This is a genomic window from Streptomyces sp. NPDC088915 (genome assembly GCF_044749825.1).
In the GTDB taxonomy this organism is placed as follows: Bacteria; Actinomycetota; Actinomycetes; order Streptomycetales; family Streptomycetaceae; genus Streptomyces.
Genome location: NZ_JBIVIR010000025.1, coordinates 1 through 21,447, shown reverse-complemented (window position 1 = coordinate 21,447; position 21,447 = coordinate 1). Strand labels below are relative to the sequence as shown.

General features: G+C 74.0%; 19 protein-coding genes. 6 read left to right on the top strand and 13 right to left on the bottom strand.

All coding sequences use genetic code 11. The features are described from left to right. Positions 1-105 precede the first annotated feature (105 nt). From ACIP5O_RS33735 to ACIP5O_RS33725, 3 genes are all read left to right on the top strand, one after another. Positions 106-1,329 carry an MFS transporter gene (locus ACIP5O_RS33735; protein ID WP_401300657.1) on the top strand — a complete coding sequence of 408 codons (1,224 nt, stop codon included), beginning with the start codon at positions 106-108 and terminating at the stop codon, positions 1,327-1,329. A gap of 122 nt (positions 1,330-1,451) precedes the next feature. Continuing rightward, positions 1,452-2,846 carry a uracil-xanthine permease family protein gene (locus ACIP5O_RS33730; protein ID WP_401300655.1) on the top strand — a complete coding sequence of 465 codons (1,395 nt, stop codon included), beginning with the start codon at positions 1,452-1,454 and terminating at the stop codon, positions 2,844-2,846. A gap of 73 nt (positions 2,847-2,919) precedes the next feature. Continuing rightward, positions 2,920-3,627 (top strand): DUF5995 family protein, encoded by a 708-nt coding sequence (locus ACIP5O_RS33725; RefSeq protein WP_401300653.1) that lies wholly within the window; start codon positions 2,920-2,922, stop codon positions 3,625-3,627. A 52-nt stretch (positions 3,628-3,679) separates the two neighbouring features. On the opposite strand, the gene ACIP5O_RS33720 is transcribed toward ACIP5O_RS33725, so the two are convergent. The 4 genes from ACIP5O_RS33720 to ACIP5O_RS33705 form a co-directional block, all read right to left on the bottom strand. After that, a complete protein-coding gene (locus ACIP5O_RS33720) occupies positions 3,680-5,371 on the bottom strand; it encodes a flavin monoamine oxidase family protein (protein WP_383439148.1) in 1,692 nt (563 codons plus the stop codon). Between the two features lie 55 nt (positions 5,372-5,426). Beyond that, positions 5,427-6,233 (bottom strand): carbon-nitrogen hydrolase family protein, encoded by an 807-nt coding sequence (locus ACIP5O_RS33715; RefSeq protein WP_356548383.1) that lies wholly within the window; start codon positions 6,231-6,233, stop codon positions 5,427-5,429. 751 nt (positions 6,234-6,984) lie between these two features. Next, on the bottom strand, positions 6,985-7,440 hold the full coding sequence (locus ACIP5O_RS33710; RefSeq protein ID WP_015032260.1) for an Lrp/AsnC family transcriptional regulator: 456 nt from the start codon (positions 7,438-7,440) through the stop codon (positions 6,985-6,987). A gap of 10 nt (positions 7,441-7,450) precedes the next feature. Continuing rightward, positions 7,451-8,926 (bottom strand): amino acid permease, encoded by a 1,476-nt coding sequence (locus tag ACIP5O_RS33705; protein ID WP_401300649.1) that lies wholly within the window; start codon positions 8,924-8,926, stop codon positions 7,451-7,453. Positions 8,927-9,267: 341 nt separating this feature from the next. Here ACIP5O_RS33705 and ACIP5O_RS33700 point away from each other — a divergent pair, with 341 nt between their 5' ends. Continuing rightward, positions 9,268-10,299, top strand: a complete 1,032-nt coding sequence (locus ACIP5O_RS33700) for a GDSL-type esterase/lipase family protein (RefSeq protein WP_401300646.1) — start codon at positions 9,268-9,270, stop codon at positions 10,297-10,299. Here the strand turns inward: ACIP5O_RS33700 and ACIP5O_RS33695 are convergent. The 7 genes from ACIP5O_RS33695 to ACIP5O_RS33665 form a co-directional block, all read right to left on the bottom strand. Next, a complete protein-coding gene (locus ACIP5O_RS33695; RefSeq protein ID WP_401300643.1) occupies positions 10,277-10,786 on the bottom strand; it encodes a GNAT family N-acetyltransferase in 510 nt (169 codons plus the stop codon). The two genes, ACIP5O_RS33700 and ACIP5O_RS33695, sit on opposite strands and share 23 nt — an antisense overlap. 93 nt (positions 10,787-10,879) lie before the next feature. Continuing rightward, positions 10,880-12,322 carry a GuaB1 family IMP dehydrogenase-related protein gene (locus tag ACIP5O_RS33690; RefSeq protein WP_401300641.1) on the bottom strand — a complete coding sequence of 481 codons (1,443 nt, stop codon included), beginning with the start codon at positions 12,320-12,322 and terminating at the stop codon, positions 10,880-10,882. A 129-nt stretch (positions 12,323-12,451) separates the two neighbouring features. After that, positions 12,452-12,760: a barstar family protein gene (locus ACIP5O_RS33685; protein ID WP_401300638.1), complete on the bottom strand. Its 309-nt coding sequence runs from the start codon at positions 12,758-12,760 to the stop codon at positions 12,452-12,454. After that, the gene (locus tag ACIP5O_RS33680; protein ID WP_401300635.1) at positions 12,750-13,187 is read right to left on the bottom strand and encodes a ribonuclease domain-containing protein; all 438 of its coding nucleotides are present in this window, start codon (positions 13,185-13,187) and stop codon (positions 12,750-12,752) included. The genes ACIP5O_RS33685 and ACIP5O_RS33680 overlap by 11 nt, the downstream gene beginning before the upstream one ends. A gap of 52 nt (positions 13,188-13,239) precedes the next feature. Then, entirely contained in the window at positions 13,240-14,286 is a 1,047-nt protein-coding gene (locus tag ACIP5O_RS33675) for a sugar-binding transcriptional regulator (protein WP_401300632.1), read from the bottom strand. 107 nt (positions 14,287-14,393) lie between these two features. Beyond that, a complete protein-coding gene (rpe, locus tag ACIP5O_RS33670; RefSeq protein WP_401300629.1) occupies positions 14,394-15,077 on the bottom strand; it encodes a ribulose-phosphate 3-epimerase in 684 nt (227 codons plus the stop codon). 151 nt (positions 15,078-15,228) lie between these two features. After that, positions 15,229-16,641, bottom strand: a complete 1,413-nt coding sequence (locus ACIP5O_RS33665) for an RsmB/NOP family class I SAM-dependent RNA methyltransferase (protein WP_401300626.1) — start codon at positions 16,639-16,641, stop codon at positions 15,229-15,231. Positions 16,642-16,780: 139 nt separating this feature from the next. On the opposite strand from ACIP5O_RS33665, the gene ACIP5O_RS33660 reads away from it, so the two are divergent. Next, entirely contained in the window at positions 16,781-17,077 is a 297-nt protein-coding gene (locus ACIP5O_RS33660) for a hypothetical protein (protein ID WP_401300623.1), read from the top strand. 16 nt (positions 17,078-17,093) lie between these two features. On the opposite strand, the gene fmt is transcribed toward ACIP5O_RS33660, so the two are convergent. Next, complete coding sequence (fmt, locus tag ACIP5O_RS33655) at positions 17,094-18,026, bottom strand: methionyl-tRNA formyltransferase (protein ID WP_401300620.1); 933 nt, start codon at positions 18,024-18,026, stop codon at positions 17,094-17,096. Positions 18,027-18,284: 258 nt separating this feature from the next. Between fmt and ACIP5O_RS33650 the strand changes: the two genes are divergently transcribed. Beyond that, on the top strand, positions 18,285-18,803 hold the full coding sequence (locus tag ACIP5O_RS33650) for a hypothetical protein (RefSeq protein ID WP_401300618.1): 519 nt from the start codon (positions 18,285-18,287) through the stop codon (positions 18,801-18,803). A 312-nt stretch (positions 18,804-19,115) separates the two neighbouring features. Here the strand turns inward: ACIP5O_RS33650 and ACIP5O_RS33645 are convergent, their stop codons facing one another. Next, positions 19,116-21,248: a primosomal protein N' gene (locus tag ACIP5O_RS33645; RefSeq protein WP_401300615.1), complete on the bottom strand. Its 2,133-nt coding sequence runs from the start codon at positions 21,246-21,248 to the stop codon at positions 19,116-19,118. Positions 21,249-21,447: the final 199 nt, after the last annotated feature.

Here is a 21,447-nt window from a genome sequence, read left to right as displayed (position 1 = left end):
GATAGTTTACGCGGCACGCCACGACGGCGGCAGACGACCACGACGACGAGACACCACGACACCGGCGCGCCACGGCGGCGGCGGACCACGACCCCGGGAGGGCCCATGGCGGCGGAGACCGTCACCACCACCGAACGCCTGCGGCGGGCGCGCTTCGCCGTCGCCGCCGTCTTCTGCGTCCACGGCGCGGTGACGGGCAGCTTCGCCACCCGCATCCCCTGGATCCAGGAGCACGCGAACGTCAGCGCCGGGCAGCTCGGGCTCGCGCTCGCCTTCCCCGCGCTCGGCGCCTCGCTCGCGATGCCGCTCGCCGGGTCGGTCTCCCACCGCTTCGGCGCCCGCACCGCGCTGCGCGGCCTGCTCGCCCTGTGGACCCTGTCCCTGATCCTGCCCTCGCTCGCCCCGAACGTCTGGGGGCTGTGCGGCGCGCTCTTCGTGTACGGCGCGACCGCCGGCATGTCCGACGTGGCGATGAACGCGCTGGGCGTCGAGACCGAGAACCGGCTCGGCCGCTCCATCATGTCGAGCCTGCACGGCATGTGGAGCGTGGGCGCCCTGATCGGCTCCGCCGCCGGCACGGTCGCCGCCCACCTCGGCGGCGACGCCCGGCTGCACCACCTGGTCGCGGCCCTCGTCCTCACCGTCCTCGGCCTGGTCTTCTGCCAGGGCGTCCTGGACGTGCGCAGCACCCCGGAGGAGGAGGCGCCGCCGCGCTTCTCGCTGCCGCCGAAGTCCGCGCTCGTCATCGGCGCCATCGGCTTCTGCGGGGTGTTCGCGGAGGGCGCCAGCCTCGACTGGTCGGCCGTCTACCTCCGCGACGAGCTGGGCACCTCGGCCGGGCTCGCGGCCGCCTCGACGACCGCCTTCGCCCTGACGATGGCCGTGGCGCGGCTGGTCGGCGACCGGGTGGTGGACCGCTTCGGCGCGGTCCGTACGGTACGGGTCGGGGGCGCCGTCGCCACCCTCGGCGGCCTCCTGGTCGTCCTCGCCCCGCACGCGGCCGTCGCCCTGGCCGGATTCGGTCTCATCGGACTCGGGGTCGCGGTCGTCGTCCCGCTGGCCTTCGCGGCGGCCGGGCGCAGCGGCCCGAACCCCAGCCAGGCCATCGCGGGCGTCGCCACCATCACGTACACCTCGGGTCTGATCGCCCCCTCCGCGATCGGCGGCATCGCCGACGCGACCTCGCTCGTCTTCTCCTTCGGCCTGGTCACGCTGCTCGCGTTCGGTCTGGTGGTGGGCGCGGGCGTGCTCCGGAGCGCCGACACGAAGGTCCCGGCGGCGCCCTCGGCCGACGGCGTCCCCGCCAGGAGCGGGGGCCCGGCCGCGTAACGGCGGCCACCGGCCGGGGCGCCGTCCTCCCGGGCGTCCCCGGCCGGTGACCGCGCATACCATGTGGCTGATCTTTTGCGGTCACGACGCGACCGCCGGAACCGGAGAACGGGAGCGACCTCATGAACCTCGGCGTGCGCTGGACCCTGCACGGGGACGGGAGAACACCCGCTCCTGGGGCCGTCGTCCGCCCGGACGAGCGGCTCTCCTGGCCCCGGACCGTCGGACTCGGCGCCCAGCACGTGGTCGCGATGTTCGGCGCGTCCTTCGTGGCCCCGGTCCTCATGGGCCTGGACCCGAACCTCGCGATCATGATGTCCGGCGTCGCGACCGCGATCTTCCTCCTGGCGACCCGGGGCACGGTCCCGTCCTACCTGGGCTGCTCGCTCTCCTTCGTCGGCGTCGCCGCCGCCATCCGGGCCTCCGGCGGCACCAGCGCCACCGTGACCGGCGCGGTCCTGGTCGTCGGCGCCGTGCTCTTCCTGGCGGGCCTCGCGGTGCGGAGGTTCGGCGCGCGGATCATCCACGCGGCGATGCCCCCGATCGTGACCGGCGCCGTCGTCATGCTGATCGGCTTCAACCTGGCCCCGGTCACTGCGGCCACGTACTGGCCGCAGGACCAGTGGACGGCGCTCCTGGTGATGCTGTTCACCGGACTGGCCGTGGTCTGCCTGCGCGGCTTCTGGTCCCGGATCGCGATCTTCCTCGGCCTGGTCTTCGGCTACGCCCTGTCCTGGGTGCTCGACCTGGTCTTCGGCAAGATCCATTCCATGTCCCCGTCCGGGCAGGTCACCGACCACTGGCGGCTCGACCTCTCCGGCGTCTCGAAGGCCGACTGGATCGGCCTGCCCTCCTTCCACGGCCCCGGCTTCGAGTGGTCCGCGATCCTGGTCGCGCTGCCCGTGGTCATCGCCCTGATCGCCGAGAACGCCGGGCACGTCAAGGCCGTCGGCGAGATGACCGGGGACAACCTCGACGACAAGCTCGGCACCGCGATCGCCGCCGACGGCGCCGCCTCGATGCTGTCGACCGCCGTGGGCGGCCCGCCGAACACCACGTACTCCGAGAACATCGGCGTCATGGCCGCCACCCGCGTCTACTCGACCGCCGCCTACTGGGCCGCGGCCGGCTTCGCGCTGCTCTTCGGCCTCTGCCCGAAGTTCGGCGCGGTCGTCGCCGCCATCCCCGGCGGCGTCCTCGGCGGCATCACCGTCATCCTGTACGGCATGATCGGCCTGCTGGGCGCCCAGATCTGGATCAACGCCGGGGTCGACCTGCGCAACCCGCTGAACCTGGTCCCGGCCGCCGCCGGCATCATCATCGGCGTCGGCGGGGTGAAGCTGACCTTCACCGATACCTTCGAGCTGGGCGGCATCGCGCTCGGCACGATCGTCGTCATCACCGGCTACCACGTGCTGCGGGCCTTCGCCCCGGCCCACCTCAAGGAGCAGGAGCCGCTCCTGGACTCCGGCACCAGCTCGTACGAGAGCGGCACGGACGACGGGGCGAAGAGCTGAGGGATTCGCCCGTTCTGGGGAAGCCGGGCCCGGAAGGCTCCCCCGCGGGCCCGGCGGCTGGGAGCCTGCCCCCATGGCGCAGACCCAGCAGCTCGGGCAGCAACTCGGACCCTTCGTCGCCGTCGATCCCGTGGTGGACCGGATGCGGGCGCTCCGCTCGGCCTGGCACCCGGCCGACGGGGTCGCCGTCTTCAACCGGGTCTACCTGACCGTCACCGAGGAGATCGGCCACGCCCTCGCGGCGGGCACCTTCGAGGACCGGCGGGCCGCCGCCACGCTCGACGTGCGGTTCGCCGAGCGGTACCTCGCGGCGGTCGACGCCCTCGCCACCGGCGGCCCGGCGCCCGCCTGCTGGCGGCCCCTCTTCCACTACCGGCGCCACCCCGGCGTGCGCCCGCTCCAGTTCGCGCTCGCCGGGATCAACGCCCACATCGGCCACGACCTGGCGCTCGCCGTCGTGGACGCCTGCCGGGACCTGGAGTGCGCCCCCGTCGACCTGGAGGACGAGTTCGACCGGGTCGGGGACGTCCTGGTCCTCCTGGAGGAGCGCATCCGGGAGGAGCTGATGCCGGGCCCGGACCTCCTGGAGCTCGCGGACCCGCTCACCCATCTGCTCGGCTGCTGGAGCCTGGACCGGGCCAGGGACGGGGCCTGGCTGGCGGCGCGCTCGCTCTGGCAGCTGCGCGGCCTCCCCGAGCTGGCCGGGGAGTTCACGGAGCGCCTCGACCGGTCGGTGGGCCTGGTGGGGCGGATGCTGCTCACGCCCCTGGCCAGGCCCTGAACCTCCCTGACCAGGCCCTTAACCTCCCCGGCCTGCCCCTGAACCGTACGGCTCAGTCCTCCGGCAGCTCGACCGGGGCGATCTCGTCGTAGACGTCGCCCGGGCCCGGGTTGGTGGCGTCGGTGGAGCCGCCGAGGTGGTGCATCACGCCCCAGACCGCGTTGAGCGCCGTCTGCACCGCGCCCTCGGCCCAGCCGGCCGTCCAGGAGATGTCGTCGCCGGCGAGGAAGATGCCGCGCTTGTCCTCGGGCAGCCGGTCCTGCATGAAGTGCGTGAACAGGCGCCGCTGGTAGCGGTAGTGGCCCGGCAGGTTCGCCTTGAAGGCACCCATGAAGTAGGGCTCGTTCTCCCAGGAGACCGTCACCGGGTTGCCGATGATGTGCTTCCGGATGTCGACCTTCGGGTAGATCTCGCCGAGCGACTTCAGCATGACCTCCATCCGCTCGTTCGCGGACAGCGGCAGCCACTTCAGGCTGTCGTCGCACCAGGTGTACGAGAGGCAGATCGTGGCCGGCCTGTCCGGGCCGTCGTCCAGGAGGTACGTGCCGCGGGTCATCCGGTCGGTCAGCGTCATCGACATGACGTCACGGCCGGTGTCCTCGTCCTTGTCCAGCCAGAACGGCCGGTCCACGGGCACGAAGAGCTTGGACGACTCCATGTAGTGGGTGCGCTCGATCGCCGTCCAGTGGTCGATCGGGAAGAGCGAGTCGTCGCAGGCGATCTTGGAGAGCAGCATCCAGGACTGGGCGGTGAAGACCGCCGCCCGGTACGTGCGGATGTCGCCGGAGGCGTCGGTGACCGTGATCCGGTTGCCGGCGGTCCGGTTCAGCCGGGTCACGGCCGGCTTCGGGTCGCCGCCGTGCAGGGAGCCGAGCGAGGTGCCCTGCGCCCAGTGGACGATCTTCTCCGGCTCGCGCTCCCACAGGCGCAGCGGCAGCTGCTGCGAGCCGCCGACGATGCCGCGGTGGTGGTCGTCGGCCTCGGTGTAGACGACGCGGAGGATCTCCAGGATGGAGTTGGGGAAGTCGGTGTCCCAGCCGCCGGTGCCGAAGCCGACCTGGCCGAAGATCTCGCGGTGCCGGAAGGACTTGAAGGCCTCGGACTCGCAGAGGAAGCCGTAGAAGGTCTGGTTGTCGAGCTTCTCGACGAGCTGCGCCCAGATCTCGCGGATGCGCGGGACGTCCCGCTCGCGCATCGCGGTGTTCATGTCGGAGAAGTCGGCGCCCTCTTCGAGGCACTTGCCCCAGGCGGCGGCGACGTCGCGGTAGACCTGCGGCAGGTCGTCGATGGTCTCGGCGTAGTGCGACTCGCCCTTGAGGTCCACCACGGTCGACGGGGTGGCCGGGGAGAGCGGGTTCGGGAAGGGCGTGGTCTCCAGGCCGACCAGGTCGATGTAGTGCTGGAGCGCGGTCGAGGAGGGCGGGAAGCGCATGGCGCCCATCTCGGCGGTCAGCGAGTCGTCACAGCCCTCGAAGCCGACGGTCCGCAGCCGGCCGCCGATCTTGTCGGCCTCGTAGACGACGGGCTTGAGGCCCATCTTCATCAGCTCGTACGCGGCGATGATCCCGGACAGGCCGCCGCCGATGACCGCGACCTCGGTGCCGTGCTCGGTCGCCGGTATCTGGCCGAGTCCGGCCGGGTGGGCCAGGAAGTCGTCGTAGGCGTACGGGAAGTCCGGACCGAACATGGTGATCGGCGGCTGCGCGTCGGTGTGCTGGACGGCGTTGGGCACCGTGGACGTCATGGGGTACGGACTCCTTGCACGGGAGAAGAAGGGTGGGGCGGGAGGACGAGGGGGCTCAGACCAGGGGGCCGTAGAGGTCCGGGCGCCGGTCGCGGAGGTAGGGGTTCAGCTCGCGGGAGGCCGCCAGGAAGGCGGGGTCGACGTCGCCGACGACGAGGTCCTCGCCGCGTCCGGCGCGGGCCCGGGCGGTGCCGTCGGGGCCGGCGAGCACGGAGAGGCCGACGAACTCGAAGTCGCCCTCGGGCCCGGTCCGGTTGGCGTACGCGATGTAGAGCTGGTTCTCGAAGGCGCGCACGGGGACGACGGACTCGGCGACGACCTCGGCGGGGTGCATGAGCGCGGTCGGCACGAGGAGGAGGTCCGTGCCGGCCAGGGCCTGCGCCCGTACGTTCTCGGGGAACTCGACGTCGTAGCAGATCATCAGGCCGACGGTGAGGCCGCCGACCTCGGCCTGGACGACGCCATCGTCGCCGGGCGTGAACCACCGGTTCTCGAAGGCGCCGTAGAGGTGGGTCTTGCGGTAGTTCGCCAGCGGGACGCCGTCGGCGCCGATGAGCCGCAGGGAGTTGTGGAGGACGCCGTGCTCCTCGGTGTTGCGCTCCGGGTAGCCGTAGCCGACGGCCAGGCCGTGGCGCACGGCGACGGCCGCGACGGCGCGGGCGGAGGGGCCGTCGGCCGGCTCGGCCAGGCGGGCCATGTCGGCGCCGATGGCGTAGCCGGTGAGGAACAGCTCGGGGGCGAGCAGCAGGCCCGCCCCGGCGGCGGCGGCGCGGGCGGCGGCCTCGTCGAGGAGCTTGAGGTTGGCGGCCACGTCACCGAGCTCGCCGGAGCTCTGGAGCAGGGCGGTGCGCAGCGCGGGCATGGCGATCCTCGGGGGGTCCGGAGTACAGGGGGAAGACGTCAAAAACGGTACGGTTCCGGACTCGGCCGGGACAAGGCGGGAGCGTTGCGGACCGACCGTCGAACCGTTGCGCGCTCCTCGTTCCCGGCGGCGATTCGTTGCGTACGGCTCCCACCGGGGTCGTACGGCTCCCCCGCCGCGCGGCGGAGACGAGGACCGTTCCACGGCGCGACGTGCCGGCGCGGTCCGGGCGGAAGAGTGGTGGGCGTCCGGTCGACCGGCCGGTGACCGGCCGAAAGGAACGGAACCGCCCATGAACCGTCGTACGAAGTTCGCCGCCCTGACCGGCACGGCCGAGCTGTACCGGCCGGCCGGGGACGCCATCACGTTCTCCTTCGACGCGCACCTGGCGGCGAAGGACAACAAGGACCCGCGGGCGGCGACCGGCACCTTCCGGTTCAGCCACTACAAGAACGGCGAGGGGGGCTGCGCGGTGGCGAAGGTCGACTGCCTCACCACGGACGGCAAGGCGGCGGTGGTGACGGGCGTCGTGACCGAGACCGACGTGGACGGCTTCCGGAACAAGCGGGTCGGGATCTCGGTGCACGACGACGGGAGGCGCGACCGCCTGGGCTACAGCTGGATCACGAAGGAGGAGTACGAGGAGCTGCCGCCGCGCATGAGCGCGGCCCCCTTCGAGGAGGTGAAGACCGGCACCGGCGACTTCAGGGTGCTGCCCTGGAAGCTCGAGTACCCGACGGAGTGGCCCCGGTTACGCGGGCGAGCCCGAGGAGAAGCGCCGCAGCAGCGGCGAGAGCACCAGGACGGACTTGGTGCGCTCCACGAAGGGCTCGCCCGCGATCCGCTCCAGGACGCGCTCGAAGTGGCGCATGTCCGAGGCGAAGACCTGGACGACGGCGTCCGCGTCACCGGTGACGGTCGACGCGGACACCACCTCGGGGTACCGCTCCAGACCCCGCCGGATGTCGTCCGGCGAGGTGTTGTGGCGACAGTAGATCTCGACGAACCCCTCGGTCTCCCAGCCGAGCGCCGCCGGGTCCACCCGTACGGTGAAGCCGGTGATGGCGCCCTCGGCCCGGAGCCGGTCCACGCGCCGCTTCACGGCGGGCGCGGAGAGCCCCACGAGCGAGCCGATGTCGGCGTACGAGCGGCGGGCGTCCTCCGCGAGGGCGTGGACGATGCGTTCGTCGAGGTCGTTGAGTCGCACTACGGGTGGATCACTTCTCTGCTGAGGGCGCTGCGGTGGCCAGGCGGGAGCGGCGCATGCCGTACAGGAAGTAGAACACGAGCCCGGCGGCCATCCAGCAACCGAAGACGGCCCAGGTGATCGCGTCGAGGCTGAACATGTTGTAGACGCAGAACAGGAAGCCGAGGATCGGGAAGGTCCAGCCGAGCGGGACGCGGAAGGTGCGGTCCAGGGTCGGGCGGGTGCGGCGCAGCACGATCACGGCGACGTTGACCAGGGCGAAGGCGAAGAGGGTGCCGATGCTGGTGGCGTCGACGAGCTTGCCGAGCGGGATGACGGAGGCGAGGGCGCCGCAGAACAGCGACACGATCACGGTGTTCACGCGCGGGGTGCCGGTCTTGCCGCTGACCTTGCCGAAGACCTTGGGCACGAGGCCGTCGCGGGACATCGCGAAGAGCACCCGGGTCTGGCCGTAGAGGACGGTGAGGACGACGCTGGCGATCGAGATGACGGCGCCGGCGGCGAGCAGGGTGCCCCAGAACTTCTGACCGCTGACGTCGTTCATGATCGCGGCGAGCGTGGCCTCGGAGCCGTCGAAGTCCTTCCAGTTCCACGCGCCGACGGCGACGGCGGCGACCAGGACGTAGAGGACGGTGACGATGAGCAGCGACAGCATGATCGCGCGCGGCAGGTCCCGCTTGGGGTCCTTCGCCTCCTCACCGGCGGTGGAGGCGGCGTCGAAGCCGATGTACGAGAAGAAGAGGCTGGCCCCGGCGGCGCTGACCCCGGCCATGCCGAGGGGCATGAAGTCGGCGTAGTTGCCGGACTTGAAGCCCATGAAGCCGATGGCGCAGAAGAGCACCAGCGCGGCGATCTTCACGAACACCATGATCGTGTTGACGACGGCGGACTCGCGGGCGCCGCCGAGCAGGAAGACCATCGCGAGCAGCACGACGATCAGACCGGGCAGGTTGATGAAGCCGCCCTCGCCGGGCGCGGAGGAGACCGCGGCGGGGAGGGTGACCCCGATGGTCCCGTCGAGCAGCTCGTTGAGGTACTCGCCCCAGCCGACGGCCACGGCGGCGACGGAGACGCCGTACTCCAGGACCAGGCACCAGCCGCAGACCCAGGCGACGAGTTCACCCATCGTTGCGTACGCGTACGAGTAGGAGGAGCCGGCCACCGGTATGGAGCCGGCCAGCTCGGCGTACGAGAGGGCCGAGAAGAGCGCCGTGAGGCCGGCGATGACGAAGGCGACGGTCACCGCGGGACCGGCCTTCGGGACGGCGTCGCCGAGGACGACGAAGATGCCCGTGCCCAGCGTGGCGCCGATGCTGATCATGGTCAGCTGCCACATCGAGAGGGAGCGGCGGAGAGTGCCTCCCTCGCCCTGTCCACCCTCCGCTACCAGGGCTTCCACCGGCTTGCGACGGCCGAGTGCATGAAGAGCGGAGGGCTTGGGGGCGGTCGTGTCGTCGACCGGTGGGGCTGCGCCGTGGTCCAGCACTGCGGAGGCTCCTTATCGCTGCCTGTGGGGGCGGGGCGGGGACCGCGGCGGTGCGCGGGCATGCCGAAGCAGACCCACGGGGGACGGAACCGCCGAGCAGGCGGTCGCCGCCACTCCTGGTACGAGGCACGAGCCTAAGGGTCAGGGGTTCGCACTCGTAATGCAGGGTTGTTGCGCAATGCCGGATGATCATTGCGCACTTACGGCACGGAGGGGGGAAACATTGCGCTCCCCCGCATGAATCAGTACATCGGGGGCATGCAGCGATCCACGCACGCAAGGGCTCTACGTGCCGGACGACCCGCTCCGCGAGGCCCTGCGGCCCGACGATCGGAGACCCGGTGGACTGGCTCGACCCGGAACCGTTCCTGCGCGGTACGGCCTGGCTGGACGGGAAGCGGCCCGTGCGGGCCGATCCGGACGATCTGGCGCGGCTGCCGTGGGACGTGGCGGCGCGGGCCGAGCTGCCCATCGGGGTGCGGATCGAGTTCACGGCCGCGCCCGGCACGCGCGCGGTGGAGCTGCGCTACCGGGCGGCCGTGCCGGACGCGGACGACCCGCTGCGGGACCTGCGCCACTGCTTCGCCCTCTGGAGCGGGGCGCGGTTCGTCGGGGAGACCTGTGTCGCCCCGGCCGCCGAGGCCGTCGTGAAGCTCCCGCTGCCCCCGGGCGGCGGGAGCTTCAGCGTGTACCTGCCGGAGGGCCAGGCGCCCGTGCCGCTCGCCCTGCGGGCCGTCGGCGGCGCCCTCTCCCCCGCCCCGGCCCGGCCCCGGTGGCTCGTCCACGGCGACTCCATCACCGAGGGCTGGTGGTCGACCCGCCCGGCCCGCTCCTGGCCCGCCACGGCGGGCCGCCTCCTGGGCCTCGACCCGGTCAACCTGGGATACGCGGGCGCGGCGCGCGGCGAACTGCCCCTGGCCGAGCACCTGGCGCGGCTCCCCGGCGAGCTGATCACCCTGGCCTTCGGCACCAACTGCTGGTCCAAGGCGCCCGCGACGGCCGACTGGCTGTACGAGACCGTGCGGGCCTTCGTCGGGCTCGTCCGCACGGGCCACCCCGAGACCCCGCTGCTGATCGTCTCGCCCGTCCTGCGCCCGGAGGCCGAGCACACCCGCAACGCCCTCGGCACGACCCTCACGGAGCTGCGCCGGGCCATGGAGCGGGCGGGCCGGGACCTGGCGGCCGAGGGCGACGGGCACCTGTCCGTCCTGCCCGGCGGCCCGCTGCTCGGCCCGGAGCACCTGGCGGACGGCCTGCACCCGAACGACCGGGGGCACGCCCGGATCGCGGCGGCGGTGGCGGAGGCCCTGACCGGGCTCCCGGGCGTCCCGGGCGCGCCTTCCCCCGGCGTCAGCCCGCTGACAGCTCCCTGACCAGGAAGGTGCAGGGGTCCGCCTCCTCGTGGACGCGTCCGTCCCGGTCCGTCCGGCTCCAGCGGTCGGTGTACGCCGTGACGGGCGCGTAGCCGAGCCGCGCGTAGAGGGCCGCCGCGCGCGGGTTGTCACGGGCGACCCCGAGGCCCAGGGCAGCGCCCCCGCGGGCGCGGACCAGCTCCTCGGCGGCGCGGATCAGGGCCGTGCCGACGCCCCGGCCCCGGAGGTCGGCCCGTACGTCGAGGCCGTTGAACTCCGGGCAGTCCCCCACGGCGGCCCGCACCTCGGGCGCCGCGCAGCCGTCCCAGCGCACCTGGCCGTGCCCGACGGGTTCGCCGCCCCGCCAGGCGAGCAGATAGGTGCCGGTCCCGGCCTCCTGGCGCGCGAACCGGTCGGCGTGGCGCGCGGGCGCGCCGGGGGCGGGCAGGTGCCGGCCGAGCAGGGGGACGTCCTCGGCGCGGCAGGGTCTGATCTCCGTACGCTCCATGCCGTGACCGTACGGGACGGCCGCGGGCCCCCGGGAGCGGTTTCCCGGGGGCCCACGGCCGTCGTGCGTGCTTCGTGCGTGCGGAGGGAGGGACTAGCTCCAGCTGGCGTGCAGCGGCTTGCCCTCGGCGTAGCCGGCGGCGGACTGGATGCCGACCACGGCCTTCTCCTCGAACTCGGCGAGCGAGCCGGCACCGGCGTAGGTGCAGGAGGAGCGGACGCCCGCGATGATCGAGTCGATCAGGTCCTCGACGCCCGGACGCTGCGGGTCGAGGAACATGCGGGAGGTGGAGATGCCCTCCTCGAACAGCGCCTTGCGGGCGCGGTCGTAGGAGGACTCGTCGGAGGTGCGGTTCTTGACGGCGCGGGCCGAGGCCATGCCGAAGGACTCCTTGTAGAAGCGCCCCTTGGCGTCCTGGTGGAGGTCGCCCGGCGACTCGTACGTGCCGGCGAACCAGGAGCCGATCATCACGTTGGAGGCGCCGGCGGCGAGCGCCATGGCGACGTCGCGCGGGTGCCGGACGCCACCGTCGGCCCAGACGTGCTTGCCGTACTTCTTCGCCTCGGCGGCGCACTCCAGGACGGCCGAGAACTGCGGGCGGCCGACGCCGGTCATCATGCGGGTGGTGCACATGGCACCGGGGCCGACGCCGACCTTGATGATGTCCGCGCCCGCCTCGACGAGGTCCTTGACGCCCTCGGCGGCGACGATGTTGCCCGCGACGATCGGGACCTGCGGGTCGAGCGCCCGGACGGTCCGGATGGCGGAGATCATCGACTCCTGGTGGCCGTGCGCGGTGTCGATGACGAGCGTGTCGACGCCCGCGTCGAGGAGCAGCTTGGCCTTGCCCGCCACGTCGCCGTTGATGCCGACGGCGGCGGCGATGCGCAGCCGGCCGTTCGCGTCGACGGCCGGGCTGTAGAGGGTCGCGCGCAGGGCGCCCTTGCGGGTCAGGATGCCGACCAGCCGGCCCTCCGCGTCGACGGCGGGGGCGTAGCGGCGGTTGGCGGCGTCGAGGGTGTTGAAGGCCTCGCGCGGGTCGATGTCCGCGTCCAGGAGGAGCAGGTCCTTGGACATGACCTCGGAGAGCCGGGTGAAGCGGTCGACGCCGGAGAGGTCGGCGTCGGTGACGACGCCCACCGGGCGCCGGTCCTCGTCGACGACGACGCCGGCGTCGTGGGCGCGCTTGGGCAGCAGCGCGAGCGCGTCGGCGACGGTCTGGTGCGGCTCCAGGACGATCGGGGTGTCGAGGACGTGGTGGCGGCTCTTCACCCACGAGATCACGTCGGTGACGACCTCGATCGGGATGTCCTGCGGGATGACGACCAGGCCGCCGCGGCGGGCGACGGTCTCGGCCATCCGGCGGCCGGCGACGGCGGTCATGTTGGCCACGACGAGCGGGATGGTCGTCCCGGTGCCGTCGGGCGAGGAGAGGTCCACGGCCTGGCGGGAGCCGACGGCCGAGCGGCTCGGCACCATGAACACATCGTCGTACGTCAGGTCGTAGGGCGGCTTGACGTCATTGAGGAAACGCACGTGCTGACATCCCAGTCGTTCGGATCGGCCCCTAGGCATTTCAGCCAGGGGAAAAAGCACGTAGTTCATTGTCCCACGGGTGTACGCATACCAGTCCCGGTCCGATCCTCCGAGGCTTGCGGCAGAAGGTTAGGAGGATCCTCCGAAGGTCCCGCCCAGGGAGAGGAGGACGGAGAGGCGGGTGGGACTCTCGTCGGCCGCCGTGGCGAAGACCTCCTGGGCGGTCCGCCACTCGCGCGGCCGGGCCTCGGCGTACCCCCGCCAGCCGGTGACGACGAGGACGACCGGCCGGGGCAGATCGGTGAGGCAGTCGGCGAGGGCGTCCCAGTTGCGGCCGAACCAGTCGGGCAGCGCGAGCGCGTCGGCACACCGGTCCATGAGGGCGGCCTTGTCCGCCACTCCGGTCAGGTCGAGGACGACGGGGTCGTCAAGGCCCATCTCCGACCACCTCCCGGAAGGTCTCGTAGTGGTCGTCGGTGTAGTACGTCTCGCCGCCGCGCCCGGTGACGAGGCGGCGCGCCCCCCGGTCGCGTTCGCCGGGGGTCTTCACGGTGTACTCGTGGTAGTAGCCGCGCTCCCGGCGGGGCAGGACCTTCTCGAAGTTGGAGAAGACGGTGCCGTCCTTGGCGTACGGGTAGGGCCCGCCGCGCGCGACGAGGTCGAGCGTCCGGCGCGCCTCGGGCGGCAGGTCGGCGGCCCGCACGGTGGGCAGTCCCGAGGTGCCGGTGGACGCGGCGGTCGCGGTCGTACGGGTCGGGGCGGCGGTTCCCGTGCCTCCGCCGCTCGGGGAGCAGCCGGCCAGGAAGCCGCCCAGGAGGACGGCGAGGACGAGCGCGAGGAGCGCGCGCGGGGGCCGGAGCAGCATGTCCCGAACATACCGGTGCGGGACGGCTCCGACACCGGGGGGCACGCGTGGGTCAGCTGTCGGGGTCCGTGCGGTCGAGCGCCGGGTGGGTGCCCGGCCTCGACTCGGTGAGCAGGTAGTCCGCCGCCGCGCGGTCGGTCACCAGGCTGGTGACGAGGCCGGAGCGGAGCACCGCGCCGATCGCCGCCGCCTTGCGCTGGCCGCCGGCGATGGCCACGACCTCGGGGATCCGGCGCAGCCGGTCCGCCTCGACGGTGATGCAGCGCTCGCCCAGGTCGCGGCCGACCCGGCGCCCCTCGGCGTCGAAGAGGTGCGCGGACATCTCGGCGGCGACGCCGAGGGAGGCGTAGTGGGCGCGCTCCTCGTCGGAGAGCATGTCGTGGACGGTGGAGATGCCCGGCTCCCAGGAGCCGATGGACACGCAGGCGACGGTCACCTTGTCGAAGTACTCGAAGGCCCGCGCGATGCCGGTCTGGCTGCGCAGCGCGGCGGCCGTCGCCGGGTCGGGCAGCAGCATGGGGGCGTAGATGGGGTGGGCCTCGCCGCCGGAGACCTGGGCGGCCCGGCGCACGGCCTCGACGGAGCCGCGCTCGGCGGTCCCGGCGTCGTACACGCCGGTGAGCTGGACGACCGTGCAGGGCGGCAGCCGGTCGAGCGCGGCCGCCATGTGGATGGTGGAGCGGCCCCAGGCCAGGCCGAGGACGTCGCCCTCGTTGACCAGCTCGCCGAGCAGGTCGGCGGCGACCTCGCCGAGGTTCTCCGGGTCGGGCGACTCGTCCTCGCCCTCCGCCGGGGACTCGACGACGACGGCGTGGCGGAGCCCGTAGCGGGCGCGGAGCGCGTCGGAGCGCTCGGCGTCCAGCTCGGCCGGTACGCGGATCTCGATCCGTACGAGGTCGCGCTCCAGGGCGGTCTCCAGGACCCGGGCCACCTTGAAGCGGCTCACGCCGAACTCCTCGGCGATCTGGATCTTGGACTTGCCCTCCAGGTAGAAGCGGCGGGCCATGGCCGCCGCCTGCACCAGCTCCGCGGGGCCCATCCGCAGGGCTGACCGTCCCGCCGACATACCCGCCACCGCGCTCTCCTCACTGCCGTTCACGTACCGAGGTCGTTCACACTCTGGACCCGTCGTTCATCCTGTCAGAAACGACGGGCCTTGATCAGTCCTGTCGGCGGCCCGACGGACCGCGTTCATCCGCCGGAGGCTCAGTGGCCACACGCCCACGCGGCGGAGGCCGTCGCGGTCTCGGCACGGGCCCGCAGCGAGGCGACGGCGGCGGCCGGGTCGGCCGCTCCGTACACCGCCGAGCCCGCGACGAAGACGTCGGCGCCGGCCTCGGCGCACCGCTCGATCGTGGACTCCGCGACCCCGCCGTCGACCTGGAGCCACAGTTCGAGACCGTGCTTGGAGATCAGCTCACGGGTGCGGCGGATCTTGGGCAGCATGATGTCGAGGAAGGCCTGGCCGCCGAAGCCCGGCTCGACGGTCATGATCAGCAGCATGTCGAGCTCGGGGAGCAGGTCCTCGTACGGCTCGATGGGGGTGGCGGGCTTGAGCGCCATCGAGGCGCGGGCGCCCTGGGCCCGGATCTCCCGCGCGAGTCGCACGGGGGCGGCGGCCGCCTCGACGTGGAAGGTCACCGAACCGGCGCCGGCCTCCACGTACTGCGGGGCCCAGCGGTCGGGGTCCTCGATCATCAGGTGGCAGTCGAGCGGGGTGTCCGTCGCCCGGGCGAGGGACTCCACGACCGGCACGCCCAGCGTCAGGTTGGGGACGAAGTGGTTGTCCATCACGTCGACGTGCAGCCAGTCGGCGCCCTCGACCGCCTTCGCCTCCTCGGCGAGCCGGGCGAAGTCCGCGGACAGGATGCTGGGGTTGATCTGCGCCATGCGCCAAGCCTCCCACGTTCTTGGGCACTTCTTTGCCGCTGGGCGGTTTCGATTCAGGTCCGGACCGGGTTCGGTACGAAACGACGAGCCCGGGACCAGGACGGACCGGGATATTGCGGTCAGATGATCGAAGGGTAGGGCGGTCCGGAGGTCAGGCGGTCCGGCGCAGCAGCGCCAGGTACATGGCGTCCGTACCGTGCAGATGCGGCCAGAGCTGCACGTCCGGCCCGTCGCCGAGCGCGGGGACGCCGGGCAGCAGCGGACGGGCGTCGATCAGCTCGGCGCCGCCGGTCTTCTTGAGGACGTCGTCGATGACGACCCGGGTCTCGGCCAGGTGCGGCGAGCAGGTCGCGTACCCGACGACGCCGCCGACGCGGACCGCGCGCAGCGCCTCGGTGAGCAGCGCGCGCTGGAGCGGGGCGAAGCCGTCCAGGTCGTCGGGGCGGCGGCGCCAGCGGGCCTCGGGGCGGCGGCGCAGGGCGCCGAGGCCCGAGCAGGGCACGTCCATCAGGACCCGGTCGAAGGAGCCGGGGGCCCACGGCGGGCGGGTGCCGTCGGCGGCGATCACCTGGTACGGGCCGGGGTTCCCGGCGAGGGCGCGCTCGACCAGGCGGGCGCGGTGCGGCTGCTTCTCGGAGGCGAGGAGCGCGGCGCCCCGCCCGGAGGCGAGGGCGGCGAGGAGCGCGGCCTTGCCGCCGGGGCCCGCGCAGCCGTCGAGCCAGCGCGCGTCGGGTCCTTCGAGGGGGGCGTTCGCGAGGGCGAGGGCGACGAGCTGGCTGCCCTCGTCCTGGACGCCGGCCCGGCCCTCCTTCACCGCCTCGATGGCGCCGGGCTCGCCGCCCTCCGCCATCCGCACGGCGTACGGGGACCAGCGGCCCGGCAGGGTCTCGGTGGCCGCGGCGAGCTCCTCGGTGGTGGAGCGGCCGGGGCGGGCGACGAGGGTGACCTCGGGGCGCTCGTTGTCCGCCTCCAGGAGGTCCTCGATCCCGGCGCGGCCGCCGCCCAGCGAGTCCCACAGGGCCGAGACGACCCAGCGGGGGTGGGAGTGGACGACGGCGAGGTGGTCCTCGGGGTCCTCGTCGTACGGCGGAGCGACCTGCGCCACCCAGGCGTCCAGGTCCTGCCGCGCGATCTTCCGCAGCACGGCGTTCACGAACTTGGCCCGCCCGTCGCCGAGCACCACCCGCGCCAGCTCGACGCTGGCGGAGACGGCGGCGTGGGTGGGGATCCGGGTCCCGAGCAGTTGGTGCGCGCCGAGCGCGAGCACGTCGAGTACGGGCGGGTCGACCTCGCGCAGCGGGCGGTCGACGCAGGCGGCGATGATCGCGTCGTACGTGCCCTGGCGGCGCAGCGTCCCGTACACCAGCTCGGTCGCGAGGGCCGCGTCCCGCCCGTCGAAGTCCCCGCCCTCGCGGGCCTTCTTCAGCAGCGACGGCAGCACCAGGTTCGCGTAGGCGTCCCGCTCGTCGACCGCCCGCAGCGCCTCGAAGGCGAGCATCCGGACCGGGTCCTTCTTGGGCTTCCGGTAGGGCTTGGGGGGACGGCGACGTGCCTGCTCGCTCAAAGGTGCTCCGCGTGACGAAATGACGAGGTCGAACGCCCCCAGCGTAGTCCCTCCGCGGGGGCGGGCCCGGGGCGGTGCGGCCCCGCCCCCGTCGCACGGCCGCTTGCCCGGGGCGACGGGAGGGGCCGATCATGCGGGGATGAGACCCGAAGTCAGGACGTTCACGGCCGACGGCTCCCTCCCCGACCAGGACGCCGACGAGGAGGAGATCGCCCGGCGGGTCGGACAGCTCGAAGCCGTCTGCGCGCCCGTCACCCCCGACGAGGCGCGGGCCCTGGCGGCCTGCTTCGGCCCGGACGACTGCTACGGCGTCGCCTGGTCGCTGCTGCACCTGATCGAGACCGCCCCGGGTCCGGTGCCGCCGGTGACCCGCCCCGGGCCCGACGCCGACGACTGGCGGCACACGCTCTGGAACCGGTGGGGAGACGCCTCCTAGGAGGCCCCGGCCGGGGTCACGCGCCCAGCCGCTCCCCCGGGGCGATCCGCACCCCGCGGGCCCAGTCGGCGGCCTTCATCGGCTTCTTGCCCTGGGGCTGGACCCAGAGGAGTTCGACGGCGTACGAGCCGGTGCCCGCGTACACGTTGTTCTTGCCGACCACGAGCTCGCCGGGGGCCAGGTCGGTGCGGTCCGGGAGGGGCGTGACCTGGATCAGCTTGAGGCGCTCGCCGCGGAAGACGGTCCAGGCGCCGGGGGCCGGGGTGCAGCCGCGCACCACCCGGTCCACCCGCAGCGCGGGGGCCGCGAAGTCGACGTGGGCGTCCTCGACCCGGATCTTCGGGGCGAGGGTGACGCCCTCGACGGGCTGCGGGACGGCCTGGAGCGTGCCGTCCTCGATGCCGTCCATGGTCGCGGCGAGCAGCCCGGCGCCGGCGAAGGCGAGCCGGGTCAGCAGGTCGCCGCTGGTGTCGGTCGGGCGGACGTCCTCGGTGACGACGCCGTAGACCGGCCCCGAGTCGAGGCCCTCCTCGATCAGGAAGGTGGAGGCGCCGGTCACCTGGTCGCCCGCCATCAGCGCGTGCTGCACGGGCGCGGCGCCGCGCCACGCGGGCAGCAGCGAGAAGTGCAGGTTGACCCAGCCGCGGGCGGGGACGTCGAGGGCGACCTTGGGCAGCAGGGCGCCGTACGCGACGACCGGGCAGCAGTCCGGCGCGATCTCCCGCAGCCGGGCGAGGAAGTCCTCGTCCCGGGGCCTGGCTGGCTTGAGGACCTCGATCCCCGCCTCCTCCGCCCGCTGGGCCACCGGGCTCGCGACGAGCCGCCGGCCGCGTCCCGCCGGGGCGTCGGGCCGGGTGACCACGGCGGCCACCTCGTGCCGCCCGGAGGCGATCAGGGCGTCCAGGGCGGGAACGGCGACCTCGGGGGTGCCTGCGAAGACGAGCTTCATGGGGGGCGACTGCCTGTCTCTCCGGGGGCGTTGGGGCGGCGCACCAGTCTAGGCGGTGCCCGGCGGCTCCCGCCCGGCGCGCGGCGCCGGGGGCGGAAGGGGGCGTACGCGAGGACGGGCGCTCCGCGCATATGCGTGTACGCCCCCGCAGCGTGACCCAACTCCCCGTGGCGCGTTGGTCAAGAGAGATTGACCGAATCGGGTCGCGCCGCTCCCTCGCGACCCGCCCCCTTACACGCCGGTTCGAGAGGCTTTCACATGGCCGACCACGCAACCCACGACGCCCAAGCCCGGGCGAGTCTGCACCTGCTCGTGCGGGACATCGAGCGGGTCCGGCGGCAGGTGGACGCACTGCGCACGCTCACGGCCCAGCTGGGCAACGTCTACCGCCCTCGCCGCTCCGGCCCGTCGACGGGCTTCGTCGTGTACGGGCGCGCGCCCGCCCCGACCGTACGGCTCGCCCAGGAGCTGCGGGACAGCGTCGAGACCCTGGTGACCGCGGCGGTCGACTTCGACCGCTCGCTCGGTTTCTCGTGGGACGCGGTGGGTTCCGCGCTCGGGGTCACCAAGCAGGCCGTCCACCGCCGCTACGGCGCCCGCCGGGCGTCCCAGCAGAGCGCCGCCGCGGAGCAGGAGCACGGGGTGGAGCCGGGCGGGATCCGCCCCGTCCCGTCGGTCCCCGCCGCCCGTTCGATGCCGCCGCAGCCCTCCGCCGGCGGCTCCGCCCTCCGCGAGGACCCCCGCCCGTCGGCCTTCCCCGCGCCCCGCAACGTCTGACGCACGAGACGCCACGGCCGCCCGCCCCTCGTGGGACGGGCGGCCGTCTCGCGTCCGTACGGGACCCGAAGGGGCCTCCCGCAGCCGTCTCGCGTCCGTACGGGCCCGAGCGGGAGTTCCGCGGCCGTTACGGGGCCCGAGCGGGAGTTCCGCGGCCGTCTCCCTTCCGTACGGGAGCCCGAGCGGGCGTCCCGCGGCCGTACGGAGCCCGGGCAGGCGTTCCGCGGCCGCCTCACGTCCGTACGGCGGAGGCCCGGGTGGCCGTCTCGCGCGCGTGACCGCCCTTCCGTCCGTACGGGAGCGTCCCGGGTGTCAGCCGATGTCCGGCGGGTCCACGCGGATCCGCACCGGGTCCCCGCCGCCGCGCGCCAGGCGGGACGCCCGGGCCTGTTTGAGGGCCGCCGCCAGGGTCGCGCCGCTGCCCGGCGGGACCCGGACCAGGGCCCTTTCCCACTGCTCGCCCGGCGGGGGGTCGCCGGGCCTGCGGGCGCCGCCGGGGCGCACCACGGGCAGCGGCACGGGGCCGAGGACCTCGGCGTCGGGGGGCAGCGCGGCCGCCGCCAGGAAGCCCTCGACGGCCTCCGGCGGGCCGGTCACCGCGGCCATCCGGGAGACCGGCGGGAAGCCCAGCTCGGCGCGCTCGGCCAGCTCGCGCCGGGCGTGCCCGACCGGGTCCCAGCGGACGAGCGCCTGCACCGGCCGCAGCGTCGGCTCGGCCACCACGACGACCGTGCCGCCCTCGGCCTGCCCCCGCACGAGGGAGGCCGCGTCGATCCAGCGGCGCAGCGCCTCCTCGCCGGCGCGCAGGTCGGGGCGGCCGAGCATGGCCCAGCCGTCGAGGAGGAGCGCGGCCGCGTAGCCGCCCTCGGCGACGGGCTCGGCGCCGGGGGTGGAGACGACGAGCGCGGGCCGCCCGGGCACGCCGTCCAGGACGTGGTCCCGGCCCGAGTTGCGGACCGGCACCGCCGGGAAGGCCCGGCCGAGCTCCTCGGCGGTCCGCCGCGCACCGACCACCTGGGCGCGCAGCCGGGTCGAGCCGCACTCCGCGCAGTGCCAGTCGGGGGCGCCGCGCCCGCACCAGCCGCAGCACAGCTCCCGCTGCTCGGGAGCCTCCAGGGGCCCGGCGCAGTGCCGGCAGCGGGCGGGCGTCCGGCAGCGCTCGCAGGCCAGCCTCGGCACGTACCCCCGGCGGGGCACCTGCACGAGCACCGGGCCGGTCTTGAGGCCCTCCCGCACGGTCTGCCAGGCGAGCGAGGGGAGCCGGGCGGCGCGCGCGGCCTCGTCCCGGGCGAGTTCGCCGTCGCCGACGGTACGGATCAGGGGGGCGGCGGCGCGGACCCGCTCGCGTCCGGCGGTCAGCGCCCGGGCCCAGCCGGTCTCGACGAGCTGGGCGGCCTCGACGGTGCAGCTCGTGCTGCCCAGGAGGAAGGCGCACCGGTCGTGGGCGGCGCGCAGCAGGAGCACCTCGCGCGTGTGGGGCTGCGGGGCGTGCGGCTCGCTGTGGCTGCCGTCGCCGTCGTCCCAGACGACGACGAGCCCGAGGTCCCGTACGGGGGCGAACATCGCGGCCCGGGTGCCGACGACGGCCCGCACGGCCCCGCGCCGCACGGCGAGCCAGCGCGCGTACCGCTTCTCGGGGCCCGCCTCGGCGGTGAGCAGCGCGTGCCGCCCCTCCCCCAGGACGCCGGTCAGGGCCGCGTCGACCCGGTCCGCGGCCCGTCCGTCGGGGACGACGACGAGGGCGCCCCGCCCGGAGGCGAGGGTCGCGGCGACGGCCCGGGCGATCTCCTCGGCCCAGTACGGGCCCGGCAGCGCGTTCCACACGGCGCGGGGCGCCCCGCCGTGCGCGAGGGAGTCCAGGAACGCGGGCCCCTGCTCGTACCGCGTCCAGCTCCCCGGCTCCGGGGCGCTCGGCGGCGGCAGCGGCTCCGGGGAGGGGCGGCCCTCGGCGCGGGCGCTGCGCGGCGGCACGGCGAGCTGGAGGACGTCGGCGAGGCTGCCCGCGTAGCGGTCGGCGACGGCGCGGGCGAGGCCGAGCAGCTCGGGCCCGAGGACCGGTTCCGGGGAGACGACGTCGGCGAGGGCGGCCAGCGGTCCGGAGTAGTCGGATGCGGCCCGGCGCTCGACGAGGAAGCCGTCGATGAGCCGGCCGCCCTCCCGGCGCCCGTTCTTGACCTGGTGCTTCCCGGCCCCGAACCGCACGCGCACGCGCACTCCGGGCCGGGCGGCCTCGTCCAGCTCCTCGGGGACCGCGTAGTCGAAGAACTGGTCGAGGTGGAGCACCCCTTTGTTCACGACGACCCGGGCCACGGGCAGCTCCTTGGCGAGGGCGGCCCCCCGCCAGGTCCGCGGCTTGGCCTTCGGCGCCTTCGCCTTCCGCACGGTCTCCCGAATGAGCGCGAGCTGCTCGGGTTCCTCGGAGGGCTTCTCGTTCTCGCTGCTCACGGCCCCATACCTACCAGACGCCACCGACAGCCCGGACGGACCGAAGCCCGGCGCCCCGTGGGGGCGCCGGGCTTCGGTCGTGCGCTTCCGGGGCCTACAGCCCGGCGGCCTTCTTGAGGGCGTCGACGCGGTCGGTGCGCTCCCAGGTGAAGTCGGGCAGCTCGCGGCCGAAGTGGCCGTAGGCGGCGGTCTGGGAGTA